The organism is Nocardioides luteus (assembly GCF_014648595.1).
Taxonomy (GTDB): domain Bacteria; phylum Actinomycetota; class Actinomycetes; order Propionibacteriales; family Nocardioidaceae; genus Nocardioides; species Nocardioides luteus.
The window spans coordinates 26,670-50,527 of sequence record NZ_BMRK01000001.1; the positions used below are offsets into that span (position 1 = coordinate 26,670).

General features: G+C 71.2%; 24 protein-coding genes and 1 riboswitch. Of the genes, 12 read left to right on the forward strand and 12 right to left on the reverse strand.

Going from position 1 to position 23,858, the window contains the following annotated elements:
• The first annotated feature begins 149 nt into the window (after nucleotides 1–149).
• Nucleotides 150–1,025 carry a patatin-like phospholipase family protein gene (locus IEY81_RS00125; RefSeq protein ID WP_189116418.1) on the forward strand — a complete coding sequence of 292 codons (876 nt, stop codon included), beginning with the start codon at nucleotides 150–152 and terminating at the stop codon, nucleotides 1,023–1,025.
• 111 nt (nucleotides 1,026–1,136) lie between these two features.
• Nucleotides 1,137–2,321: an L-2-hydroxyglutarate dehydrogenase gene (lhgD, locus tag IEY81_RS00130; RefSeq protein WP_189116419.1), complete on the forward strand. Its 1,185-nt coding sequence runs from the start codon at nucleotides 1,137–1,139 to the stop codon at nucleotides 2,319–2,321.
• Nucleotides 2,322–2,410: 89 nt separating this feature from the next.
• Here the strand turns inward: lhgD and def are convergent, their stop codons facing one another.
• Entirely contained in the window at nucleotides 2,411–3,022 is a 612-nt protein-coding gene (gene def / locus IEY81_RS00135) for a peptide deformylase (protein WP_189116420.1), read from the reverse strand.
• Nucleotides 3,023–3,117: 95 nt separating this feature from the next.
• On the opposite strand from def, the gene IEY81_RS00140 reads away from it, so the two are divergent.
• Genes IEY81_RS00140 through IEY81_RS00150 form a run of 3 tightly spaced genes read left to right on the forward strand, consistent with a single transcriptional unit; the run spans nucleotide 3,118 to nucleotide 6,255 of the window.
• The gene (locus tag IEY81_RS00140) at nucleotides 3,118–4,482 is read left to right on the forward strand and encodes an acyl-CoA dehydrogenase family protein (RefSeq protein WP_189116421.1); all 1,365 of its coding nucleotides are present in this window, start codon (nucleotides 3,118–3,120) and stop codon (nucleotides 4,480–4,482) included.
• Nucleotides 4,482–5,696: an acyl-CoA dehydrogenase family protein gene (locus tag IEY81_RS00145; RefSeq protein WP_189116422.1), complete on the forward strand. Its 1,215-nt coding sequence runs from the start codon at nucleotides 4,482–4,484 to the stop codon at nucleotides 5,694–5,696. Before IEY81_RS00140 ends, IEY81_RS00145 begins: the two co-directional genes overlap by 1 nt.
• A 19-nt stretch (nucleotides 5,697–5,715) precedes the next feature.
• Nucleotides 5,716–6,255 carry a nucleosidase gene (locus tag IEY81_RS00150; protein WP_189116423.1) on the forward strand — a complete coding sequence of 180 codons (540 nt, stop codon included), beginning with the start codon at nucleotides 5,716–5,718 and terminating at the stop codon, nucleotides 6,253–6,255.
• A 93-nt stretch (nucleotides 6,256–6,348) separates the two neighbouring features.
• On the opposite strand, the gene IEY81_RS00155 is transcribed toward IEY81_RS00150, so the two are convergent.
• Nucleotides 6,349–7,398: an NAD(P)-dependent alcohol dehydrogenase gene (locus tag IEY81_RS00155; RefSeq protein WP_189116424.1), complete on the reverse strand. Its 1,050-nt coding sequence runs from the start codon at nucleotides 7,396–7,398 to the stop codon at nucleotides 6,349–6,351.
• Between the two features lie 94 nt (nucleotides 7,399–7,492).
• Here IEY81_RS00155 and IEY81_RS00160 point away from each other — a divergent pair, with 94 nt between their 5' ends.
• Entirely contained in the window at nucleotides 7,493–8,098 is a 606-nt protein-coding gene (locus tag IEY81_RS00160; protein WP_189116425.1) for a TetR/AcrR family transcriptional regulator, read from the forward strand.
• Nucleotides 8,099–8,100: 2 nt separating this feature from the next.
• Here the strand turns inward: IEY81_RS00160 and galK are convergent, their stop codons facing one another.
• Nucleotides 8,101–9,255, reverse strand: a complete 1,155-nt coding sequence (gene galK, locus IEY81_RS00165) for a galactokinase (RefSeq protein WP_189116426.1) — start codon at nucleotides 9,253–9,255, stop codon at nucleotides 8,101–8,103.
• Nucleotides 9,256–9,332: 77 nt separating this feature from the next.
• Nucleotides 9,333–9,908, reverse strand: a complete 576-nt coding sequence (locus tag IEY81_RS00170; protein WP_189116427.1) for a LysR family substrate-binding domain-containing protein — start codon at nucleotides 9,906–9,908, stop codon at nucleotides 9,333–9,335.
• 104 nt (nucleotides 9,909–10,012) lie between these two features.
• A riboswitch (guanidine-III (ykkC-III) riboswitch) is annotated at nucleotides 10,013–10,076 on the forward strand.
• Between the two features lie 10 nt (nucleotides 10,077–10,086).
• Here IEY81_RS00170 and IEY81_RS00175 point away from each other — a divergent pair.
• Both IEY81_RS00175 and IEY81_RS00180 read left to right on the forward strand, forming a co-directional pair.
• The gene (locus tag IEY81_RS00175; protein WP_189116428.1) at nucleotides 10,087–10,401 is read left to right on the forward strand and encodes a DMT family transporter; all 315 of its coding nucleotides are present in this window, start codon (nucleotides 10,087–10,089) and stop codon (nucleotides 10,399–10,401) included.
• Between the two features lie 107 nt (nucleotides 10,402–10,508).
• Nucleotides 10,509–11,189, forward strand: a complete 681-nt coding sequence (locus IEY81_RS00180; RefSeq protein WP_189116429.1) for a TetR/AcrR family transcriptional regulator — start codon at nucleotides 10,509–10,511, stop codon at nucleotides 11,187–11,189.
• A gap of 36 nt (nucleotides 11,190–11,225) precedes the next feature.
• Here IEY81_RS00180 and IEY81_RS00185 read toward each other — a convergent pair whose 3' ends face one another.
• Nucleotides 11,226–12,131 carry a cation diffusion facilitator family transporter gene (locus IEY81_RS00185; RefSeq protein ID WP_189116430.1) on the reverse strand — a complete coding sequence of 302 codons (906 nt, stop codon included), beginning with the start codon at nucleotides 12,129–12,131 and terminating at the stop codon, nucleotides 11,226–11,228.
• Between the two features lie 64 nt (nucleotides 12,132–12,195).
• Here IEY81_RS00185 and IEY81_RS00190 point away from each other — a divergent pair, with 64 nt between their 5' ends.
• From IEY81_RS00190 to IEY81_RS00200, 3 genes are all read left to right on the forward strand, one after another.
• Complete coding sequence (locus IEY81_RS00190) at nucleotides 12,196–12,987, forward strand: isocitrate lyase/PEP mutase family protein (RefSeq protein WP_189116431.1); 792 nt, start codon at nucleotides 12,196–12,198, stop codon at nucleotides 12,985–12,987.
• 8 nt (nucleotides 12,988–12,995) lie between these two features.
• On the forward strand, nucleotides 12,996–13,754 hold the full coding sequence (locus tag IEY81_RS00195) for an MOSC domain-containing protein (protein ID WP_189116432.1): 759 nt from the start codon (nucleotides 12,996–12,998) through the stop codon (nucleotides 13,752–13,754).
• 75 nt (nucleotides 13,755–13,829) lie between these two features.
• Nucleotides 13,830–14,804, forward strand: a complete 975-nt coding sequence (locus tag IEY81_RS00200) for a lipid kinase (protein WP_189116433.1) — start codon at nucleotides 13,830–13,832, stop codon at nucleotides 14,802–14,804.
• Between the two features lie 166 nt (nucleotides 14,805–14,970).
• On the opposite strand, the gene IEY81_RS00205 is transcribed toward IEY81_RS00200, so the two are convergent.
• Entirely contained in the window at nucleotides 14,971–15,864 is an 894-nt protein-coding gene (locus IEY81_RS00205) for an SMP-30/gluconolactonase/LRE family protein (protein WP_189116434.1), read from the reverse strand.
• 134 nt (nucleotides 15,865–15,998) lie between these two features.
• On the opposite strand from IEY81_RS00205, the gene IEY81_RS00210 reads away from it, so the two are divergent.
• On the forward strand, nucleotides 15,999–16,634 hold the full coding sequence (locus IEY81_RS00210; RefSeq protein WP_189116435.1) for a LysE family translocator: 636 nt from the start codon (nucleotides 15,999–16,001) through the stop codon (nucleotides 16,632–16,634).
• Between the two features lies 1 nt (nucleotide 16,635).
• Here the strand turns inward: IEY81_RS00210 and IEY81_RS00215 are convergent, their stop codons facing one another.
• The 6 genes from IEY81_RS00215 to IEY81_RS00240 all read right to left on the reverse strand — a co-directional run bounded on the left by IEY81_RS00215 (nucleotide 16,636) and on the right by IEY81_RS00240 (nucleotide 23,854).
• The gene (locus IEY81_RS00215; protein WP_189116436.1) at nucleotides 16,636–17,847 is read right to left on the reverse strand and encodes an ABC transporter permease; all 1,212 of its coding nucleotides are present in this window, start codon (nucleotides 17,845–17,847) and stop codon (nucleotides 16,636–16,638) included.
• A complete protein-coding gene (locus IEY81_RS00220) occupies nucleotides 17,844–18,725 on the reverse strand; it encodes an ABC transporter ATP-binding protein (RefSeq protein WP_189116437.1) in 882 nt (293 codons plus the stop codon). Before IEY81_RS00220 ends, IEY81_RS00215 begins: the two co-directional genes overlap by 4 nt.
• A gap of 86 nt (nucleotides 18,726–18,811) precedes the next feature.
• Nucleotides 18,812–19,483, reverse strand: coding sequence for a response regulator (locus IEY81_RS00225; RefSeq protein ID WP_189116438.1), 672 nt, complete (start codon nucleotides 19,481–19,483; stop codon nucleotides 18,812–18,814).
• Nucleotides 19,480–20,850 carry a sensor histidine kinase gene (locus tag IEY81_RS00230; RefSeq protein WP_189116439.1) on the reverse strand — a complete coding sequence of 457 codons (1,371 nt, stop codon included), beginning with the start codon at nucleotides 20,848–20,850 and terminating at the stop codon, nucleotides 19,480–19,482. Before IEY81_RS00230 ends, IEY81_RS00225 begins: the two co-directional genes overlap by 4 nt.
• 399 nt (nucleotides 20,851–21,249) lie before the next feature.
• Nucleotides 21,250–22,548 (reverse strand): DEAD/DEAH box helicase, encoded by a 1,299-nt coding sequence (locus tag IEY81_RS00235; RefSeq protein ID WP_189116440.1) that lies wholly within the window; start codon nucleotides 22,546–22,548, stop codon nucleotides 21,250–21,252.
• A gap of 151 nt (nucleotides 22,549–22,699) precedes the next feature.
• Entirely contained in the window at nucleotides 22,700–23,854 is a 1,155-nt protein-coding gene (locus IEY81_RS00240; protein WP_229787116.1) for a zinc-binding dehydrogenase, read from the reverse strand.
• Nucleotides 23,855–23,858: the final 4 nt, after the last annotated feature.

Consider the following 23,858-nt stretch of genomic DNA (forward strand, 5'->3'; position numbering starts at 1 on the left):
CGGGGTGATCGTGATCCGAGGCGAGGAGGTGAGACCCGTGTACGCAGTGTCCACAGCGGGTGCTCCCCGCCAGCCACGATCGTGCGGCTGAGCCCAGGTCCGGGCCGGCCACGGGAGCGCCTGCGGAAACCTCTCCGAAAGACGGTCCCATGAACACTTCTCGTGAACGCGCTCTGGTCCTCGGCGGCGGTGGATCGGCCGGCAACGCCTGGCTGATCGGCGTGATCGCCGGCCTCGCCGACGGCGGCGTCGACGTGACCGACGCCGATCTGATGATCGGCACCTCCGCAGGCGCCACGACCGCGATCCAGATCGCCGGGGCGAACCCGGCCGACCTCTACGCCGCCGTCCGGGACACCTCGATCCCTGCCCGGGCCCCGAGACCTGGGCACACGCCGAGGTTCACCCACCTCGAACGCACCAACGCGATCATCGCCGCATCCGCCGACCTGGCCGACATGCGCCGCCGGATCGGCGCGGACGCGCTGGAGCTGGCCGAGGAGGCCGGTCCATCGAGTCGTGAGCGCTGGCACGACACCGTGGCAGTCCGGTTGCCCAGCCCCCGCTGGCCCCAGCGCGACATCCTGCTCACTGCCGTCGACGCCGACACGGGCGAGCCCGTCGAGCTCGACCGCGACAGCGGCATCGACGTGGTGGACGCGGTCGCGGCCAGCTGCGCCGGCGGCCCGGCGTACGCGGTCGGCGAGCGGCGCTTCATCGACGGCGGCTATCGGCGCTCGAGCGAGAACGCCGACCTGGCGAAGGGATACGGCCGCGTGCTCGTGCTCTCGCCCCTCGGCGGCCGCACCAGACACCCGGCCGGCTGGCACAGCGATCTCGCCACCCAGGTCGAGGAGCTCCGTGGCGCCGGGAGCGACGTCGAGACGCTCCTGCCCGATGCAGGCTCCCGCGAGGCGTTCGGCGAGAACATGATGGACTTCTCGACCCGGCCCGTCGCGGCACGCGCCGGCCACCGCCAAGGCCACGACATCTCGGGGAGACTGGCCGCGTGCTGGCGCCGATGAGTCCCCGACGGCGTACTTTCATCTCCAGGTCGACACCAGGAGCAGAGAGATGACCAAGTATCTGATCGCCTTCCGCGACGAGGCGATGGACTACCGTGAGGGCGGCGCGGCTTGAGCACGTACGGCGTCGTCGGCGGCGGGATCGTCGGGCTGGCGGTGGCGCGGGAGATCCTGCGCCGCGGCCGGGCCGAGACGGTGGTCGTCTTCGAGAAGGAGGCCACCCTCGGCGCCCACCAGACCGGCCACAACTCCGGCGTCGTCCACGCCGGCATCTACTACCGGCCCGGCAGTCTCAAGGCCCGGCTCTGCGCCCGCGGCCGTGACCTCCTCGAGGAGTTCGCGGCCGAGCACGCGATCCCCCTGGAGCGGTGCGGCAAGCTCGTCGTCGCGGTCGACGAGACCGAGATGGACCGCTTCGACGCGCTCGAGAAGACCGCCACCGCCAACGGTGTGCCCGGTCTGCGGCGCGTCGGACCGGAGGAGATCAAGGAGATCGAGCCGTACGCGGCCGGGCTGGCCGCCCTGCACTCGCCCCGCACGGCGATCACCGACTACGTCGCGGTGACCGAGGCGCTCGGCCGGTGCATCGTCGAGGCCGGGGGAGAGGTACGCCTCGGTCAGGAGGTCATGGGCGTCCACCACGTCCCCGGCGGGATCGAGGTGGAGACCGCCACCGGGCGCACCCGGCTCGACCATCTCGTCGTCTGCGGCGGTCTCGAGTCCGACCGGCTCGGCGAGCTGACCGGCGGGCCGAAGGGGCCGCGGATCATCCCGTTCCGGGGTGAGTACATGCAGGTGAGCGCCGCGAAGCAGGACCTCGTCCGGGGCATGGTCTACCCGGTGCCGGACCCGCGCTACCCGTTCCTGGGCGTCCACTTCACCCGCCGGGTCGGCGGCGGGCTCGAGGTCGGACCCAACGCCTTCCTGGCGCTGAGCCGCGGCCGCTACGGCCGGGCGTCGCTGACGCCGGCCGACCTCGCCGACACGCTCGCCTGGCCGGGCTTCTGGCGGTTCGCGGCGGAGCACTGGCGCACCGGGTTCACCGAGCTCCGCGGCGTACTCTCCAAGCGGGCCTACATGCGGGCCGCCCAGCGCTACGTGCCCGAGATCGGCGCGGACGACGTCGTCCGGGCCGGGCTCGGGATCCGGGCCCAGGCCGTCGAGCGGGACGGATCGCTCGTCGACGACTTCGTCATCCACCACACCGAGGCGGTCACCTCGGTGCGCAACGCGCCGAGCCCGGCGGCGACCTCCAGCCTCGCGATCGCGGAGTACGTCGTCGAGCAGATGTCGTGACGTACCGTCTCGATCTCGAGAACTGACGCATCGATCCCGTTTCCTGACGCCTCGACGCCGATTTCTGACGTCTCGACGTCAGAGTCTGCCTATTCGGCGGGGGTGGCGGGCCAGGTCTCGGGGAAGTCCTTGGCCAGGCGGTCGTGCTCCTTGGTGAGCTTCTTGCGGGCCTTGGCGGAGATGCGGTCGCCGAAGACGGTGCCGTTGGTGTGGTCGGTCTCGTGCTGGAGGCAGCGGGCGAGGAGGCCGTTGCCCTCGAAGTGGACCGGCTCGCCGTCGAGGCCGAAGCCGTCGACCGCGGCCCAGTCGGGGCGGCCGCACTCGACGAAGGCGCCGGGGAAGGAGAGGCAGCCCTCCAGGTCGACGTCGAGACGGCGGTCGTCACCCTCGGGAAGGGTCAGGACGGGGTTGCAGACCACGCCGACGGTGCGGCGCCCGGTGGCGTCGGGGCAGTCGAAGACGAAGATCGCCACGTCCTCACCGATCTGGTCGGCGGCCAGGCCGACGCCCTCGGCGGCGTACATCGTCGCGACCATGTCGGCGGCCAGCGCGGTCAGAGCCTCGTCGAAGACCTCGACCTTCTTCTTCGGGCGGTGCATCACCGGGGTGCCCCAGCGCGTCATCGGTCGCACCGTCCCGCCGGTGGGCAGGGCTCCGTGAGGGGTGAGCGGAGACGCGGATTCGAGCGATGAGTCGGCCATGTGCCAACCCTATAGAGAACTGGTACGCGGTTTGTTACCGCCATCACCGTCCCGAAGTGTAGACCGCGTTGTAACTCCCAGTTACAGTTCTACCCATGAGTATCCTCCAAGGCCTACGTGGCGGGATGGCGAACGGCGTCCCGTCCGGCGAGTCCCGCGACCCGATCGGGTTCGCCGTGGCCGGTCTGCGCAAGCTCTCGCAGAGTCCTGCGCTCGACCGGCTCGGCGTCCGCAAGCAGACCGAGCAGGTCGTCTTCACGGTGACCCGCAGTGGATTCAAGACGATCGCGGCGACGAGCCGGGCGTTCAAGAAGAAGGGCAAGAAGGGCGCCCCCGGCGTCCGCGTACCCAACGCCATCCCCAAGGGCGTCTTCGACCTGACCCCGAGCGAGGACGAGCAGATGCTCGTCGACGTCGTCACCGACTTCGCCACCGAGGTCGTGCGCCCCGCCGCGGCCGAGGCCGACGAGGCCTGCGCCGCTCCGGAGGAGCTGCTCAAGTCGAGCCTGGAGATCGGGCTGCCGATCCTGGGTGTCCCCGAGGCGCTCGGCGGCATCTCCGAGACCCGCTCCGCCGTCGCCGGCACCCTGGTCGCCGAGGCGCTGGCCAAGGGCGACCTGGGCCTGACCGTCGCCGCCCTCGCGCCCGGCTCGGTCGCGACCGCGCTCGGCCTGTGGGGCACCGACGAGCAGCAGCAGACCTACCTGCCCGCGTTCACCGAGGGCAACGTGCCCGCCGCCGCGTTCGCGCTCAACGAGGACCGGGTCCTCTTCGACGTGCTCTCGCCGGCGACCACGGCGACCCGCACCGCCGACGGCTTCGTCCTCAACGGCGCCAAGTCGCTGGTCGCGCGCGGTGCCGAGGCCGAGCTCTTCGTCGTCGGCGCGTCCCTCGAGGGCAAGCCGGTCCTGTTCCTGGTCGAGTCCTCGACCCCGGGCCTGACCATCGAGTCCGAGCCCGCGATGGGCGTACGCGCCGCCTCGCTGACCAAGCTGAGCCTGAGCGAGGTGAAGGTCCCCGCCGAGGCCGTCCTCGGTGAGACCGACGGCTCGACCTACCGCGAGGCCGTGCGGCTCTCCCGCCTGGCTTGGTGCGCGCTGTCCATCGGCGTCGGCCAGGCCGTCCTCGACTACGTGACGCCCTACGTCAAGGAGCGCGAGGCGTTCGGCGAGCCGATCGCCCACCGTCAGTCGGTGGCATTCATGGTCGCCAATATCGCGATCGAGCTGCAGGCGATGCGCCTGGTCACCTACAAGGCCGCCAGCCGGGTGGCGCAGGGCATCGACGCGACCCGCGAGATCGCGCTCGCCCGCAAGCTGTGCGCCGACAAGGGCATGCAGATCGGCCTCGACGGCGTGCAGCTGCTCGGTGGCCACGGCTTCGTCAAGGAGCACCCGGTGGAGCGGTGGTACCGCGACCTGCGTGCGATCGGGATCATGGAAGGCACGGTGCTGGTCTGATGGCCATCAATCTCGAAGACCCCAAGAAGCTCAAGCCGCTGCGCGAGCAGATCCACCAGGTCGCGATGAACATGCTGCGACCGATCTCGCGCAAGTACGACAAGGCCGAGCACGAATACCCGACCGAGCTCGACATGCTCGCCGCCATGGCCGACGGTCTCGCCGAGTCCGGCCAGGGTGAGGGCGCGGGCGCCACCGGCGTACGCCGTGACTCCAAGCCCGACGACGGCACGGTCAAGAACGGCGCCAACATGTCCTCGGTCATCTCCGTCTCGGAGATGTGCTGGGGCGATGTCGGGCTGACGCTCGCGATGCCGCGCCAGGGCCTCGGCAACTCGGCCATCGCCTCGGTCGCCAACGACGAGCAGCACGAGCGCTTCGACGGCATCTGGGCCTCGATGGCGATCACCGAGCCCGGCACCGGCTCCGACTCGGCCAACATCAAGACCACCGCGACCCTCGACGGCGACCACTACGTGCTCAACGGCGAGAAGATCTTCGTCACCTCCGGCGACCGCTCCGACGCGGTCGTGGTGTGGGCGACGCTCGACAAGGAGCTCGGCAAGGCGGCGATCAAGTCGTTCGTGGTCGAGAAGGGCACGCCCGGCATGAAGGTCGAGCGGCTCGAGCACAAGCTCGGCATCAAGGCCTCCGACACCGCCACGATCACCTTCACCGACTGCCGGGTGCCTGCCGAGAACCTTCTCGGCAGCCCGGAGATCAACGTCAAGGAGGGCTTCGCCGGTGCGATGGCCACCTTCGACAACACCCGGCCGCTGGTGGCCTCGATGGCGGTCGGCTGCGCCCGTGCCGCGCTCGACTACACCCGCGACCTGCTCGAGAAGGCCGGCGTGGAGATCGACTACGACCGCCCCGCCCACCTGCAGTCGGCGGCCGCGGCGAAGTTCCTCCAGCTGGAGTCCGACTACGAGGGCGCCTACCTGCTGATGCTGCAGGCCGCCTGGATGGCCGACAACCGCAAGCCCAACTCCAAGGAGGCCTCGATGGCCAAGGCCAAGGCCGGCCGGGTGGGGTCCGACGTGACCCTGTCCTGCGTCGAGCTGGCCGGCACCATCGGCTACTCCGAGGGCGAGCTGCTCGAGAAGTGGGCCCGCGACTCCAAGATCCTCGACATCTTCGAGGGCACCCAGCAGATCCAGCAGCTCATCGTGGCTCGTCGGGTCCTCGGGCTCTCGTCGGCTCAGCTGAAGTAGGTCGATAGGGTTCGACGCCATGAGTGTCTTGGTGGTGTCGGCGACGAAGGCCGAGGCGGCCCACGTACCTTCCGGTTTCAAGGTGGTGATCACCGGGATCGGGAAGGTCGCGGCCGCCTCGGCCGTCTCGCGTGTGCTGGCGGCCGACAAGACCATCCAGCAGGTCGTCAACATCGGCTCCTGCGGCGCGCTGCGCGACGGCCAGGCCGGCCTGATCGAGGTCGGCACCGTCCTCAACCACGACTTCTCCTCCGCCGCGATCCGCGCCCTGGGCTACGACGTCGAGGACGCCCTGACCGTCGGCGACTCCGACATCGTGTGTGCCACCGGTGACCTCTTCGTCGCCGACGCGGACGTACGCTCCGGGCTCGCCGAGCGCGCCCACCTGGTCGACATGGAGGCCTACGCCGTCGCCTGGGCCGCCCGCGAGGCCGGCGTCCCGGCGCGCATCGTCAAGCACGTCTCCGACAATGCCGACGAGTCGGCCCTGGAGTGGGTCAACGTCGTCGACCGTTCCGCCCGGGATCTGGGTGAGTGGCTGGCGGACAACGTCGACTGAGGGTTCGGGTTGTCGGGGTACTCCAGGGAGTTTCCGTCGGGTTACTGGCGAGTAACCGACGGAAACTCCCTGGAGTAACCGAAAAAGACCCCCTCAGGCGTCCAGATCAGACATGTCGAGCACGAACCGGTAGCGCACGTCGCCACGGTCGAGGCGGTCGAGGGCTTCGCTGACGCGGCTGGACGGCAGGACCTCGACATCGGCTCCGATGCCGTGCTCGGCGGCGAAGGCGAGGAGGTCGGCGGTGGTGGCCAGGCCGCCGCTGCCCGCTGAGGTGAGCCGCTTGCGCCCGATCAGCAGGTCGATGATGTCCACGCTGACGGTGCCGAGGTCGCCGACCTGGCACAGAGTGCCGTCCATGGCGACGACGTGGAGGTAGGGCGCCAGGTCGTGCGGGGCGGAGATCGTGTCGATCACCACGTCGAAGCTGTCGCGGGCGGCTGCCATCGCCTCCTCGTCGGTGGAGACGAGCAGGCCGTCGGCGCCGAGCCCCTTCGCGTCGGCGGCCTTGTCGGGCGTACGGCTGATCACGGTGGTGTCGGCGCCGAGGGCGACCGCGAGCTTGACGGCCAGGTGGCCGAGGCCGCCCAGGCCGGCCACCGCGACCCGGGTCGACGGGCCGACTCCGAGTGTGCGCAGCGGCTCCCAGACCGTGATCCCGGCGCACAGCAGCGGCGCGGCCGCAGCGGGGTCGAGGCCGCGGGGGAGGGCATGGACGAAGCGGTCGCGCACGACGTACTCACGGGCGTACCCGCCGAGGGTGCGGCTCCCGTCGCGGCGGTCGGTGCCGTCGTAGGTGAGCGTCGGGAACTCGCGGCAGAAGTTCTCCTGCCCGGCCAGGCACATCGCGCAGGTGCCGCACGAGTCGACGATGTTGCCGACCGCGACCGGGTCGCCGACCGCATGGGTGGTGACGGCGGACCCGATCTCGGTCACCGTCCCGGTGAACTCGTGCCCGGGTACGAGCGGCGAGTCTCTGGTCCCGTCGTGGGCGCGAAGGGCGTGCAGGTCGGTGTGGCACACGCCGCAGAAGTCGACGCGCACCGCCACGTCGTCAGGCCGCAGGTCGCGGCGTCGGATCGGGGCGCGGACCAGGGAGGTGGTGGCGGGTTCGCCGGCCTGCCACGCGAGAGTCGTCCTCATGCGGTTCCTTTAAACAGACTAGTTGGTCTATCGCAGCGTACGCAGCAACGCCGGATCTCGCAAACAGAACGGTTGGTCTGGCATCATCGGCGCCATGGACGACCCGACCACGAGATCACCGGGACCCTCCACGGCGCGGGGAATCGCCACCCGCGGGCGGATCATCGAGGCGGCGACCACAGAGTTCGCGCGGTACGGGCTGGCCGGCGCCCGCATCGACCGGATCGTCGCCGCCGCGCGCACCAACAAGGCCCAGCTCTATGCCTACTTCGGCGACAAGGACGGCCTCTTCGACGCGATCTTCGTCGACTCCCTGGAGCGGATCACCGAGATGGTGCCGATCCGCGACGGTGACCTGGCCGACTGGGCGGTGCGGCTCTACGACGACTACCTCGAGAACCCCGACCTCGTCCGGCTTGCCACCTGGGTGCGGCTCGAGCGGCGACCCGCCGGCTTCCTGGCCGAGGAGGCCGAGGAGCTCGGGGACGTGAAGCGACAGGCGATCACCGAGGCCCAAGCCGCGGGGAAGGTGCGCGCCGGGGACCCCGACGACCTCAAGGCGCTGGTCATCGGCATGTCGATGACGTGGTCACCGGTGAGCAACGTCTACGCCGCGACCCGCGAGGAGCCGGCCGAGGTGCACGAGCGCCGGCGCGCGCTCCTGCGGGACTCGGTCGCGCGCGTGGTCGCGCCGGGCTGAGCTCAGCAGGCGGTGTAGGAGGCTCCGGCCGACGGGGTGGCGATGAGGTGGCCGGGCGGGTTGTGGCCGGCCTCGGCGAAGGCTCGGTCGATGGCCGCGGTGACGGTCTCCACCGCCTCCGAAGGAAGGATCGAGACGATCGAGCCGCCGAAGCCGCCGCCGGTCATGCGGGCGCCGTCGGCGCCGGCCTCGACCGCGGTGGAGACGGCGAGGTCCAGCTCGACGACGGAGATCTCGAAGTCGTCGCGCATCGAGGCGTGCGAGGCGGCGAAGAGCTCGCTGATCGAGGCCCAGTCGCCCTCGCCCAGGGCAGTCACGGTCGGCTCGACGCGGGCGGTCTCGGTGACGATGTGGCGGGCACGGCGGCGCACGACCTCGTCCCCGAGGGTCTCGACCTGCTCCAGGTCGGCCTCGCGCAGCGAGCTCAGCCCGAGGTCGGCGGCGGCCTTCTCGCACTGCGCACGTCGAGAGGCGTAGCCGCCGTCGGTCAGCTGGTGCTTGACCCGGGTGTCGGTGACCAGGATGGTGCGCTCACCCAGGGCCAGCGGGACGCTGTGGTGCTCGCCGGAGTCGAAGTCGATCAGCAGCGCGCCGCCGGCCTCCGCGAAGACCGCGACCGACTGGTCCATCCCGCCGGTGGGTGCGTCGGCGACCTCTGTCTCGGCCCGGATCCCGGCATCGACGATCGCCCGCTGCAGGTCGGCGTCGAGGGTGCGTCCCGCGGCGCCGAGCGCGGCCACGGCGGTCGCACACTCGACCGAGGCCGACGAGGACAGCCCGGCGCCGAGCGGCACCGACGACTCCAGGTGCATGTCCAGACCGCCGGAGACGAGTCCGGCCTCGCGCAGGGTCCACAGCACCCCCGCGACGTACGCCGCCCAGCCCTCGATCTCGGGTCCGAGCTCGTCGACGTGGCCGGTGAAGGGTTCCGGCTCCTGGGCGGAGGTGATCCGGATGACGCCGTCGGTGCGCGGCGCGGCCGCGGCGTAGGTGGCGTGGGGGAGTGCGACCGGCAGCACCAGGCCGGCGTTGTAGTCGGTGTGCTCGCCGATCAGGTTGACCCGCCCCGGCGCCCTCCCGGTCACTGCGGCCTCGGTGCCGAAACGGGTGCGCAGCTCCGAGATCGCGCGAGCGGTGAGATCGGTCGGTTCGAGCATGAAGCAAAGTGTGCCGCGTGCGCGCGGCAGACCTCGATTCGGGGCGCTCCTGGGCGCTCGCCCGCAGAGCCCCGGGATCAGCCTCGCGAGGAGTTGCGCGAACGGCCGCGGACGATGCCGATGAAGGTCTGCACCCGCTCGTCGTTGTTGTCGATCAGCCAGGCGAGGCCGACGGTGGTGGGCTCGATGCCGGCGACGGGACGCGAGACGGCGTCCTTGCGGTGGAACAGCCGGGCGATCGACATCGGCACGATGGCGACGCCGGTGCCGGCCGCGACCGTCTCCACGGCGTCCTTCTCGCTCATCGGCGGCCAGTCGAGCTGCGCGACGCTCGGGGTCCAGCCGCCGCGCTCGGGGATGACCAGCTGCTCCTCGGCGAGGTCGTCGAGGGTGACCTCGTCGAGCAGAGAGAGCAGGTGCTCGTGGCCCATGACCGCGACCGGCTGCTCCTCGTAGAGCGGGATGCAGTGCAGACCGTCGCGGTCGATGGGCAGCCGGACGAGACACATGTCGAGCTCGCCCTCGCGCAGCAGCTGCTCCTGCTCGGCCTCGGCGACCGGCACCAGCTCGAGCCGTTCGCGGCTGCGCTCGCGCCAGATCCTGGCCCACTTGTCAGGGGTGGCTCCGGTGACGAAGCCGACGGTGAAGGTCACGCTCCCATCCTTCCATCAACGCCGCCGGAATCCCGCGTTGAAGAACGTCGCATTCTCTACCACTCCCAAGTTTCTATTGGGTGACAGGTTTGCTAACGTCGGAGACGTCAGCCGAGACCGGCTGCCGGACGAGGGAGCCGTACCCGGAAGCGCGACAAGACGGCCGTCTGGAGTGGTCATGTCCTGGCTTTTTCTTGTTGGATCCGGCGTGCTCGAAGCCGTGTGGGCCCTTGCTCTGGGTCGCACCGAAGGCTTCTCCCGCGTGGTCCCTTCGGTCGTCTTCGTGATCGCCTTGGTCGGCAGCCTGGTGGGCCTCGGTCTCGCCATGCGCACCCTGCCGATCGGCACCGCCTACGCCGTCTGGGTCGGCATCGGCGCCGCGCTCACCGTCGGCTACTCGATGATGTCCGGCGACGAGGCCGTCAGTGCCGTACGCGTCGTGCTGATCGTCGCGCTGGTCGGCTGCGTCATCGGCCTGAAGCTCACCCACTGAGGGTTTGCGCGAGGACACGTGCTGCGGCGCTTGACTCTTTCGATATGAGTGCGAAACTTGCCCTCTCCACAGTTATCTATCGCATGACAGAAAAAGGCGATGCCACGGTGTCACAGATCTCGCCGCGCCCGGGTCGCGGTCGTCCACGGCTGCTCCCCGGAAAGATCGCGGCGAACCCCCGCGACCAGATCCTCGCTGCGGCCGCAGAGCTCTTCGTGAGCCGCGGCTATGCCGGCACCACCACCCGTGAGATCGCGGACGGTGCCGGCCTGAGGCAGGCCTCCATCTACTACCACTTCGGCAGCAAGGAGGAGATCCTCGCCGCACTGCTCGAGCGCTCCGTCCAAGCGAGGGTCGAGCAGGCCGGGAAGATCGAGGCCGGGATGGACTCGGTCGCACCCGATGCCGCCCTCTACGCCCTCGCGGTCAGCGACATGAGCGCGCTCGTGGCGATGCCCTACAACATCGGCATGCTCTACCGCCTGCCCGACGTCATCGCCTCGCCCGTCTACGACCGCTACGGCCATCTCCGTGGCGAGCTGGTCGCCGGCTACGGCCGGGTCGCGGAGCGCGCCGCGGCAGAGCGGGTGCCGGCGGGTGGTGAGCCGGGTCTGGGTGACCTGCTGGTGCAGATGGTCGAAGGGGTCATCAGCCTGCGCCGCGAGGACCGGATCGGCAGCACCACCGTCGCCACGATCGCCTCGGCCTGCCTGCGCCTGTGCGGCATCGCCGAGGATGCGATCGAGCAGGCCCGCGAGACGGCGCTGACGGCGCTCGCCCAGACCTGAGGTCCCAGACCTGAGGTCCTGAGATCGTGGACCGGGTCAGTGCATCCCCGGCTCGTGGGCCAGGTGTGACTCGGGCTCCAGCTGGAAGGTGGAGTGCTCGACGTCGAAATGGCCGGCGAGGCATGCCTGGACGCGGTCGAGGACGCTCGGCGCGCTGCCGTCGGTGAAGCACGCGTCGCGCAGGGTCAGGTGGGCCGAGACGGTCGGCAGGCCGGAGGTGACGGTCCAGGCGTGCAGGTCGTGCACCTCGACGACGTGCTCGACCCCGAGCAGGTGCCGGCGCAGGTCCTCGACGACGACCTCCGCCGGGGCGCCCTCGAGCAGGATCCGGCCGCTGTCGCGGAGCAGACGGACCCCTGCGTACGTCATCAGGGCGACGACCACGAGCGAGGCCACCGGGTCGGCGCGGGTCCAGCCGGTGAGCAGGATGACGATGGCGGCGACGAGGGTGCCGATGAAGCCGTAGAGGTCGGAGAGCACGTGCTGGTAGGCGCCCTCGACGTTGAGCGAGGTGCGGTTGGCGCGGGCCATCAGCGCGGCCGCGAGCACGTTGACGGCGCAGCCGACCAGCGCGACCACGAACATCGGCCAGCCCTCGGCGTCGGGCGGGTCGAGCAGGCGCCGGACCGCCTCCACACCGACGAGCGCGGCGAAGACGATCAGGGTGATGCCGTTGAGCGCGGCGGAGAGGATCTCGGCGCGCTTCCAGCCGTAGGTCCACTGGCCGTGCGCGGGCCGGGCGGCCAGCCGCATCGCCCACAGCGCCGCCGCGATCGCGCCCACATCGGTGAGCATGTGGCCGGCGTCGGCCAGCAGGGCGAGCGAGTCCGCGAGGATCGCGACCACGACCTCACCGATCAGGAACACCCCCAGCAGGCCCATCGCGGCGACCAGATAGCGCCGGTCCGCCGCGGGGGAGATGTGGTCGTGGTCGTGCCCCATGTCTGAGGAGTCTAGGTCGGATATCCGCGTGCTCCCCGGCAGCGACCGTGGAATGGTTCCCTCCATGTCGAAGACCGCTGACTTCCTCTCGCTGCACACCTCGGGCCACCCGCTGCTGATGCCCAACGCCTGGGACGCCGGCTCCGCGAAGCTCCTGGCTTCGCTCGGCTTCTCGGCGCTGGCCACGACCAGCAGCGGGTACGCCGCCACCCTGGGCCGCCCCGACGGCCGGGTCACCCGCGAGGAGGTCCTCGCGCACGCGTCCGCGCTGGTCTCGGCGGTCGACGTGCCCGTCTCCGCCGACCTCGAGGGCGGCTTCGGGGCCACCACCGCGGAGGTCGAGGAGACCTATCGGCTCGCTGCGGCCACTGGCCTGGCGGGCGGGTCGATCGAGGACTACGCCGGTGTCGAGGAGGACCGGGTCCTCCCGCTCGCGGAGGCCGCCGAGCGGGTCGCCGCGGCCGCCGCTGCGGCCGGCGACGGCTTCGTCCTCACCGCCCGCGCCGAGAACCATATCCGCGGCCACGACTACCTCGACGACACGATCGCCCGGCTGCAGGCCTACCAGGAGGCCGGCGCCGACGTCCTCTTCGCGCCGGGCGTCGTCGCCGTCGAGGACGTACGCCGCGTGGTCGAGGCCGTCGACCGTCCGGTCAGCGTCCTGCTGCTCCCCGGTGGCCCCTCGGTCCCCGAGCTCGCCGAGGCCGGCGCCGCCCGTATCTCGGTGGGCGGCTCCTTCGCCTTCGCCGCCCTGGGGGCCGTGAAGCGCGCCGCGGAGGAGCTGCTCGGCAGCGGCACGACCGGCTACACCGAGCTGGCGGCCGAGGGTGCCGCCGCACTTCGCAACGCTGGTTGACTGGCGCCGTGACCGATGAGCTGACGGTGGTGCGTGCCGGCTACGCGCCGATCAAGGGGACCAGACACCTTGCCCGCGACCAGGTGCGGTTCGATGCCAAGGGCGTCGTGGGCGACCGCGGGTTCGCGCTGGTCTCCCTCGACGACGGCGATCCGGGGCATGGGCGCGTGGTGCGCACCGTGCAGCACCCCGCCCTGGTCGCCGTCCACGCCGAGCAGGTCGGGGGCCGGCTCGACGTCGTCCTGCCCGACGGCCGTTCCGCCTCCGCGGAGCCGACCGTGACCGGGGAGCACGTCGTCTGCGACTACTGGGGGCGCGAGGTCGACCTGGAGCTGGTCGGCGGCCCGCACGCGGACCTCTTCTCCGAGTATCTCGGCAGACCGGTCCGTCTCGCCCGCGCACAGCGGGGCGAGGTGATCTTCGCCGGCTCGGTCTCGGTCGTGACGACCTCCTCGGTGCGCGAGCTGGCCCGGCAGACCGCCAACGACGACCTGGACCCGGCGCGGTTCCGGCCCAACCTGGTCGTCGAGACCGACGAGCCCTTCGCCGAGGACGACTGGCTCGGCCAGGAGTTCCGCGTCGGTGAGGCCACGCTGCGGATCGGCGGGCCCATCCCACGCTGCGCCGTGATCGACGCTCGTCCGGAGACGGGGGAGCGCGACGTACGCCTGCTGAAGGCGCTCGTCTCGAGCCGACCGACCAACCGCGCCGGCGAGCCGATGTTCGGCGTCTTCGCCGAGGTGGTCACGCCCGGCGCCGTCGGCTGAGCGAGGTCTTTACCGCCCCGGTCGGCCATCCGCCGGTGGCGGCGTGGACCGGGTGCGTACTCTCCAGTTGTGGACATGCAAACGCTGTTGTCGCGCGACTCCCTGAAGGTCGCCCTGGTCGTCAACGCCGGCTCCCGCCGGGGCGAGGACGCGCTGGCGTCCTCCGAGGAGAAGCTCCGGTCCGCCGGGATCGAGGACGTACGCACCTACGCCGTCCGTTCGGGCGACGAGCTGGAGGCCGCGCTCGACGAGGTGGCCGCCGCGAAGCCCGACCTGCTGGTCATCGGTGGTGGTGACGGCTCGGTCAGCGCCGCCGCGGGCCGCATCGCCAACACCGACGTCGTCCTCGCCGTCATCCCGCTCGGCACCGCCAACGACTTCGCCCGTACGCTCGAGCTCGAGCTGGAGCCCGAGGCCGCCATCGAGCAGCTGCTCGAGGGCAAGGTCATCAACGTCGACGTCGGCAGGGCCAACGGTCATGCCTACCTCAACGTCGCCTCGTTCGGTCTCTCGGTCGCCGTGACCGAGGCGCTGAGCTCGGGGATGAAGAAGGTGATCGGCCCGGCGGCCTACCCGGTGGCGACCGTGAAGGCCTACCGCGAGCACACCCCGTTCACCGCCCGTCTGGAGTTCCCGGAGGGTGACCACGAGACCGTCGAGTTCGAGGACCTGCTCCAGGTGGCCGTCGGCAACGGCCGTCACTACGGCGGCGGCCACACCGTCTCGCCCTCGGCCTCCCTCGACGACGACCTCCTCGACGTCTACGCGATCATGCGCGGCAAGATGAGCGACCACGTCTCCATCCTCCGCCTGCTGAAGAGCGGTCACTTCGTCGAGCACGAGCAGGTTCACCACACCACCACCCGCGCGGTGCGCGTGACCACCGACGAGCCGATGCCGGTCAACCTCGACGGCGAGCTTCTCACCGAGACGCCGACCGACTTCACGGTCGAGAGCAACGCGCTCCACGTCGCGGTGCCGATGCGCAGCCGTGCCGGCCGCCTGGACGGCCCGCCGCCCGACGCTAGGGACGAGCGGGCCGAGGCCTAGATGATTGATGCACGGGCTGACCTGCTACGCGACGCTCGGCATCCACGCTGGCGGCGTTGCCGCCCTTCAACAGACGCCCGGTCTGCCCTCAGGGCGGCGCCTTGCCAGCGCGGCGCCGAGCGCCGCTCGCGACGGCCACCCCGCGCATCAATCATCTAGATCGGGCTCAGGGCCGGCCGGCTCGGGGCACGTCGACCCGGATGGCCAGCAGGCGTGCCGCGGTCTCGGCCTTGCGGGCCTCCTCGAAGAAGTCCGGCGCCGCGCAGACGAAGAGCGTACGGCCATCGCTGCCGCCCAGCATGCACGCGAACACGCCGCCGCCCGGCTCGATCTGCTCGAGGATCTCCCCACCCTCGGCGACCCTGACCAGCCGGCCGAAGACCGCGTCGGCGGCCCAGACCGCACCCTCGGCGTCGAGGCAGCAGCCGTCGGGGGCGAGGACCGCATCGCCCATCGCCTCCGCGAACGCCGTGTGGCTGGTGAGCTCGCCGAACTTCGCCCAGGTGCGCCGGTTGGTCAGCGACCCGTCCTCGGCGATGTCGAAGGCGCTGATCCGGTTGCCGCACGTCTCGTCGACGATGAGGGTGCCGTCGTCGGTGATCACGCTTCCGTTGGGGAACCACAGGTCGTCGGCGACCTCGGTCACCGTCCCGTCGGGGTCGACCCGCAGCAGCACCGTCGAGGCGACGTCGGCGCCGGCCATGATGTCGAAGCCGAAGTTGCCGACGTACGCCCGGCCCTGCTCGTCCACCACCATGTCGTTGAGGGGCTGGTCGACGTGACCGGAGAGGTCGGCGTGGGTCACCAGCGAACCGTCGGACTCGCGGCGCAGGATCCGGCGGTCCTTCATCGACACCACCAGGAGGTGGCCGTCGGGCAGCCAGCCCAGCCCCGAGGGCTGTCCCGGGACCTCCGCCTCGACCCGGAGGTCCGACCCGTCCTCCCGGGCCGAGTAGACCTTGTAGGAGTAGAAGTCCACGAACCAGATCCGGTCCTGGTGCCAGCGGGGGCACTCCAGGTAGTGCAGGTCCTCCACGACGGTGCTGATCTCTCGGGCCATGCGGGCTCCTCGGGTCGACGGTGACACAGGTTGCCCGACCCACCATGGCCCCTCGACGCCGCCCAGTCCGGGATTTCGCGGAGATCCCCGAATATTCGTTCGGCGCACCGAGCGGCTGGGCCTAGCCTCGGACGGTGATCTCCGCTTCCGCCGCTCTCGCCGTGGCGACCATCGCGCTCGGGATGGTCATCACCCCGGGGCCGAACATGATGTACCTGGTCTCCCGTTCGCTGGTCCAGGGGCGCACCGCGGGCCTGGTCTCGCTCGCCGGGGTCGTCACCGGCTTCGTGCTCTACGTCCTGGCGACGACGCTCGGTCTGGCGCTGCTGTTCGCGGTCGTCCCGGAGCTCTTCGTGGCGATCAAGATCGCCGGCGTGGCGTACCTGCTCTATCTGGCCTGGGGGATGGTGCGCGGCTCCAACCACGCGCTCACCCCCGACGCGGACCTGCCGCGGCACTCGGTCTGGCGGCTCTACCTCACCGGGCTGGCCACCTGTCTGCTCAACCCGAAGATCGCCCTGATGTACGGCGCGCTGCTCCCGCAGTTCGTCCACCCCGGGAGCGGCCCGACGAGCCTGCAGCTGATCGAGCTGGGCCTGGTGCAGATCGCGGTCGCGACCGTGGTCAACGCCGGGTGGGTGGTCCTCGCCGGGCGCGCCTCCGCGCTGCTCCGCCGCAGCCGCCGCGTCGAGCGCGGGGTGCGCTGGACGGCGGGCGGGCTGCTGGCGGGCTTCGCGATGCATCTCGGCTTCACGCGCGCTTCGGCCTGACCTACTCCTCCAGCCGCCAGGCCGCCTTGAGCGAGAGCTGGCCGCCGGTCTGGAGCAGAGCCCGGCTGTAGAGCCGCTCGGCCAGACGTACGAGCGCGACGCCGAAGGCGAGCAGCAGGACGACCGCGACGACCGGCTCCCACCAGGCGGCGGTGCCGTCGACGAGGCGCATCGGCATCAGCACGGCGGAGAGCGGTGGGATGTAGGAGCCGATCTGCGCGCCGACGCCGTCGAGGTAGAGCGCTCCGAAGAACATCAGCATGAGCAGCATCGTGATCGGCGTGGAGGAGGACTGCAGGTCCTCGGTGCGCGAGGCGAGCGCGCCGGCGACCGCCCACAGGGTGGAGAGCACCACGAAGCCGATCAGGAAGAAGACCACGAACCAGCCGATCGCGCCCGAGAGCGCCGGCAGCGCGAAGCTGAAGTCGGTCAGGCTCAGCCCGACCAGGCCGACGGCGACGTAGACGAGCATCTGGGCCACGGCGATGACGGCGTTGCCGATGATCTTGCCGGCGAGCAGCTGGCGCAGCGGTACGGCGGCCGCGATCATCTCCACGATCCGCGACTGCTTCTCCTCCACGACGCTGTTGGCCAGCGTCATTCCGAACATGATCGAGGCGAAGTAGAAGACGATCGCGAGCGCGTAACCGACCACCCAGCGGATGGCGCTCAGCTCGCTGTCACCCTCGATCTGGTCGAGCGTGACCTTCGACCCGGCGGTCAGCTCGGCTGCGGTGGTGCCGGCGGAGTCGGCGTTGGCGGCCAGCACGATCGCCTCGACCGCCTGGCTGACCACGTCGCGCAGCTCGGAGTCGGCCTCCTCGAGCGTGAGCAGTTCCCAGCCGTCCTTCGTCGAGTGCAGGTACGCGTCGGCCTGCTCCTCCTCGAGCGCATGCCTGGCGGCGTCGGCGTCGTCGACGGCGACCGGGTCGATGCTCACCTTCGCGTCGATGTCGCCCGCGCGCTCGGCGATGCCCTCGGCCATCGCCCGGGCGGTGGTGGAGGAGTAGGCGACGTCGTAGGTCTTCTCGCGGCTCTCGCCCCACGCGGTGAAGCCGAGCACGCCGACGATCACCGCGAGCATCACCGCGGTGCCGATGAGGGTCGACTTGTCGGTGGCGCGGACGGCGATCTCGCGGCGGGCGACGATCTGCCACACGGGCTGGCTCCTGGGCTGGGTCCTGGGCTGGGTCCTGCTGCTCGGGGTGCTCATGCGGTGACCTCCCGGTAGATCTCGGACAGGCGGGGAACGACGCGGTGGAAGTCGAGCACACTGCCGCGGCTGGTGGCCTCGGCGAGCAGCTTCTGCTCGGCGCCGGTGGAGACGACCTCGATCTCGGCCTCGGGACCGGAGACGTCGCGGACGTGGAGCCCGGGCAGGTCGCGTACCCAGCCGGCGTCGCCGTCCAGGACCACCCGGTAGCGCAGCGCTGCCTCGGCGCGCAGCTCGTCACCGGTGCCCTGGGTGACCACGCGACCGCGGGCCATGACCACGAGGCGGTCGCACAGCCGGTCGACGAGGTCGAGCTGGTGGGAGGAGAAGACGACCGGTACGCCGTCGCGGGCGTGCTCGCGCAGCAGATCGGCCATCGCCTCGATGGCCTCGGGGTCGAGACCGGAGAACGGCTCGTCGAGGATGAGCGCGACCGGCGCGGGCACGAGGGCGGCGATGATCTGGACGCGCTGCTGGTTGCCGAGGGACAGCTTCTCCAGCGGGTCCTTCGCGCGCTCGCCGAGACCGAACCGCTCCAGCAGCGAGGTGATGTCGCGACGGGCGTCGGCGGCGCTCATGCCGCGCAGCCTGGCCAGGTAGACGAGCTGGTCGAGGATCGGCTGCTTCGGGTAGAGGCCACGCTCCTCGGGCATGTAACCGAACCGGCGCCGGTCCTCCCGGGTGACCGCGTGCCCCTCCCAGGAGACCTTGCCGGCGTGTGCCGCCAGCACCCCCATGATCATCCTCATGGTGGTGGTCTTGCCGGCACCGTTGCCGCCCACGAACCCGGTGAGCCCACCGGACGGGACCGGGAAGGACACGTCGTCGACGGCGACCTTGTCGCCGAAGCGGCGGGTCAACCCGCTGACCTCGAGCATCGTTACTCCTCTGCGTTGGAAACGAACGAGGACAACGCTATTTCAGTGCCGCCGCCGGCGGATCAGTCGCGAGGATGAACCTGGCCTCACCCGTTGGTCGGGCCGGCAGGGAGCAGGCCGTGGCGGTGGATGTAGACCACCGTCTGCACCCGGTCGCGCAGCTGCAGCTTGGCCAGGCAGGCCGAGACGTGGGTCTTCACCGTCGCCTCGGTGAGATAGAGCCGGCGGGCGATCTCGTTGTTGCTCAGCCCCTCGCCGATCAGCAGCAGGACCTCCCGCTCGCGGGCGGTGAGGAGGCCGAGCTCGGCGGGCGGCTCCGGGCGCTGCGTCGCAGGCGCCTCGAGGCTGGTCACCCGGCCGATCACGCGCATGGTGACCTCCGGGGCGAGCAGCGCGTGGCCGTCGGCCGCGGCGCGTACCGCCTCGGCCAGCGAGTCGGGGTCGGCGTTCTTGAGCAGGAAGCCGCTCGCGCCCGCGGAGAGCGCGTCGAAGAGGTAGTCGTCGCGGTCGAAGGTGGTCAGGATGATCACCTTGGCGTGGCCCTCGGCGACCACGCTGCGCGTCGCCTCGATGCCGTCGGTGCCGGGCATCTGCACGTCCATCAGGATCACGTCGGGTCGCAGCTCACGCGCCTTCGCGATCGCGTCGGCGCCGTCGGAGGCCTCACCGACGACCGAGATGTCGTCCTCCATCGAGAGGATGAGACGAAATCCCGAGCGCACCAGCTGCTGGTCGTCGGCGAGCAGCACCCGGATCATCGCGCCGCTCCCGCCGAGGCCGGGACGGGGGAGTCGAGAGGGAACCGCACCCGCACCCGGAACCCCTGCACCGCCCGTGGTCCGATGTCGACCTCGGCCTTCCGCACCGCCGCCCGTTCGCGTACGCCCAGCAGGCCGAGGCCGCTGCCGGAGGTGCCGTGGCGCGGCCGGCCGTTGTCGGTGATCTCGACCTCGGCGTACGCAGCGGGCGCACCCCGGTCGACGCGGAGCACGACCTGGGCGCGGTCGGCGGTGGAGTGGCGGCGGACGTTGGCCAGCGCCTCCTGGACGATCCGGTAGACCGAGTGCGCCAGCGCCAGGGAGAGGTCCTCCACCGGGCCGACGGTCTCGTAGTCCACCCGCAGCCCGCTCGCGCGCACCTCGTCCAGGAGCGCGGGCAGGTCCTCGAGACGCGGCTCGGGACGGCGTACGTCCTGGGCGTCCGTCTCGTCGACGGCCGGGTCGCGCAGGGTGCCGAGCAGCGAACGCATCTGGGTGACGCCCTCGCGGGCGGAGGCCTCCACGTTGCCGAGCGCCTCGGCGGCCCCGGTGATGTCGTCGGGACGGCCGCGCTCGAGCAGCTTGCGTCCGGCAGCGGCCTGGACGCCGACGACCGCGACGTGATGGGCGACGACGTCGTGCAGCTCGCGCGCGATCCGCAGCCGCTCGTCGATGACCGCGCGACGCTGGAGCTGCCCGGACTGGGCGGCGATGGTCGCGGCCTGCTCGGCGAGCTCGGCCCGCTGCCGCGCACCGCGCCAGGCCACCTGACCGCCGACGATCGCGCCGAAGAAGTACAGGAGGTTGATCAGGGTCGTGAGCAGCACGTAGGCGGCCACCGGGCCAATCAGCGGCGAGCCCTCCGCGTCCGCGGTCGACTCGCGGAACTCGTCGATGCCGCTGCCGACCGCGAACTGCCAGGCGATCCAGGCGAACATGAACAGCGTGATCGTGCCCATCACGATCACCATGTCGCGCCGGCTCCGCGCCCACGCGGCGCCGGCGAAGAAGGCCACGAAGTAGATGATCTGCATGGGCAGCAGCCCCATCACCATGGGCAGCCACACCCCGGTCACGAACATGTGGACGCCGGCCAGGAGCGCGACGGTCAGCGGGAACCGGCGGCGGGGGACGAGCAGCGCGGCGCCGCTGATCACGGCGGTCCACTCGACCCAGGTCGGAGCGTCGCTGCTGTCGAGCGTGCCGACACCTCGGATCAGCTCGAGGCTCAACAGCGAGGCCACCAGCACGAGGGCGCCGATCAGCCAGTCGCCGAGAGTGATCGAGCCCTCCCGCTCCCAGTCGTCGTCGGTCGCGAAGAAGGTCGCCAGCCGGCCGGAGGAGCCGGTGTCGTCGTGCGCAGTCACCCGCCCAACCCTAGTTCCCGCGGCGGGCGCAGTCCTCAGTCTCGAGTCGGAGTTCGCCCGCTGGTCGAGCCGCCTCCGCTGGTCGAGCCGCCGCCCCGCTGGTCGAGTCGCCTCCGCTGGTCGAGCCGCCGGAGCCGCTAGGCGGAGGCGTGTCGAGACCAACACAGTCCCCTCGGCGCTCGATGGGACCGTGTTGGTCTCGACACGCTCGGCCGCGGGCGGCCTCGTGGCTCGACCAGCGAGGGAGCGTTGGTTTCCACACGCTCGGCCGCGGGCGGCCTCGCGGCTCGACCAGCGAGGGAGCGTTGGTCTCGACACGCTCGGCCGCAGGCGCCCTCGCGGCTCGACCAGCGAGGGACCGTGTTGGTCTCGACACGCTCGACCGGCGGGAGGAGAACCTCAGCGGGCGCCGGCGGCGCGCTGACGCTTGCGGGCGCGCGAGCCGGGACGGCTCTTGCGGTTTCCGGTGCCCTGCCCGGCGGGGCGGCGCGGGGGCTGGCTGACGACGGGGACGAACGGGCCCGGACGGCTGCGCTCGCCGGGGGCGAGGTCGGCGAGGATCGGGTGCGTGGGGCTGTCGATGCGCGTGGTGGTCGGCTTGATCCCGGCGGCGCGCACCAGGCTGCGTACGTCCTTGACCTGGTCGGGCAGCATCAGCGTGACCACGGTGCCGGAGGCGCCGGCGCGGGCGGTGCGGCCGGAGCGGTGCAGGTAGGCCTTGTGCTCGGCGGGCGGGTCGGCGTGGACGACGAGGGCGACGTCGTCGACGTGGATGCCGCGGGCGGCGATGTCGGTGGCCACCAGCGTGGTCGCCCGGCCGGAGTGGAAGGCCTCCAGGTTGCGCACGCGGGCGTTCTGGGAGAGGTCGCCGTGGAGCTCGACGGCCGGGATGCCGGCGCGGCCGAGCTGGCGGGCGACGCCCTTGGCGCCGTGCTTGGTGCGGGTGAAGACGACGGTGCGGCCGGGGGCGGCGGCGAGGTCGGCGAGGACCGGGATGCGCTGCTCGCGGGCGGAGAGGTGGAGCACGTGGTGCTCCATCTCGGCGACCGGCGACTGCGCGGAGTCTGCCTCGTGGACGACCGGCGCGGAGAGGAACTGCTTGACCAGCACGTTGATGCCCTTGTCGAGCGTCGCGCTGAACAGGAGCCGCTGGCTGCCCTTCGGCGTCATCGCCAGCAGGCGGCGCACGGCGGGCAGGAAGCCGAGGTCGGCCATGTGGTCGGCCTCGTCGAGCACGGTGATCTCGACCGAGGAGAGGTCGGCGTGACGCTGGCCGATGAGGTCCTCGAGCCGGCCGGGGCAGGCCAGGACGACGTCGGCGCCCTTGCGCAGACCGACGACCTGCGGGTTCTGGCCGACACCGCCGAAGACGGTCTGCACGCTCAGCCCGGCCTCCGCGGCGAGCGGGCGCAGCGACTCCTCGATCTGGCGGACCAGCTCACGGGTCGGGGCGAGCACGAGCGCCCGCGGCTTGCCGGACTTCGCCCGGGGACCGCCGGCGAGGCGGGCGACCAGCGGGAGCAGGAAGGCGTACGTCTTGCCCGAACCGGTGCGCCCACGGCCGAGCACGTCGCGGCCGGCGAGCGAGTCGGGCAGGGTCGCGGCCTGGATCGGGGTGGGTGAGGTGATGCCGTGGTGGTCGAGGACGGCGGTGAGGTCTGCGGGCACGCCGAGCGCACTGAAGCTCTGCTGAGACAAGGAGTCAACTTTTCAAGCGAGGTGTCTCGCCATAGATGAAAGTTGCTATCGAGTGCGGCCGGGGGCAAGACCGGAACGGGCCGCTGATGCAAGAGATACTACCGGTAGGTGACCCGTCCACCAGAATCGCGGACCGGGTGATGTCGGTCTCCTAGGCCGTCGGGTCGACCAGGATCTTCGCGTGCGTCTCCGGGTCGGCGAGGTCGGCGAAGGCCTGCGCGACGCCGTCGAGCCCGACGGTGCCGGTGTGCAGCGGCGAGGGATCGACCTTCCCGCCGGCGATCATCTCGAGGGTGCGCGCGAACTCGGCCGGGTCGTAGCCGAAGACGAAGCGCAGGTCGATCTCCTTGTGGATCGCGATCGCCGGCCGGATCGTGTCCGGCTGCATGCAGACACCGACGACCACGACCCGGGTGTGCAGCGGGGCTGCCGTCATGATCTGCTCGAGCATCCCCGGCACCCCGACACACTCGAAGACGACCGGACCGCTCGGCGACCCGCCGAGCCGGTCGGCGTTGAGCAGGACGGTCTCCCAGGGGAGCAGCGGGATGCGGCGGACGACCTTCATCGCGTCGATGCCGAAGCCGAGGTAGTCGGTCAGCGACGTCACCGGGCCCTTCTGGTCATAGGCGTCCCACGGCGAGGACACCCGGGGGTCGACGACCACGTCGGCCCCGCACCGCGCCGCCAGCGCGCGCCGCGCGGGGGAGAGGTCGGAGGCGACGACGGTCTTCACGCCCTGCGCCTTGAGCATGAGGATGACCGCGAGCCCGATCGGGCCGCAGCCGATGACCACGGCCGGGCGGCGAGCGGAGACGCCGCCGCGGCGTACGGCGTGGAAGGCGACCGCGAGCGGCTCGGTGAACGCGGCTCGGTCCGGGTCGACGTCGTCGGGCACGGGGAAGGTGAACGACTCCTGGACGACGGTGTACTCCGCGAAGCCGCCGGGGGAGTCGACGTCGAAGCCGACCATGTGCACCGCCCCGTCCGTACGCAGCACCGGCAGCGCCGTGACCGAGGTGCCCGGCGCCCATCGACCGCGCGTGCCGGGGCCGTAGGAGACGACCGATCCGAGGATCTCGTGTCCCAGGACGATCTCCTGGTCGGGGCGCATCGCGGTGGTGTAGCCGATCTCGGTGACCACCTCGTTGAGCTCTTCGCTGTGCTCGCGCACGTGCAGGTCGGAGCCGCAGATGCCGGCGCGCTGCACCTTGATCAGCAGCTGGCCCGGCCCGGGCTTCGGCCGAGGCACCGACCGCACCGAGAGCTCGCCCTTGTGGACCACTACTGCGCGCATCTGAGTCATCGCG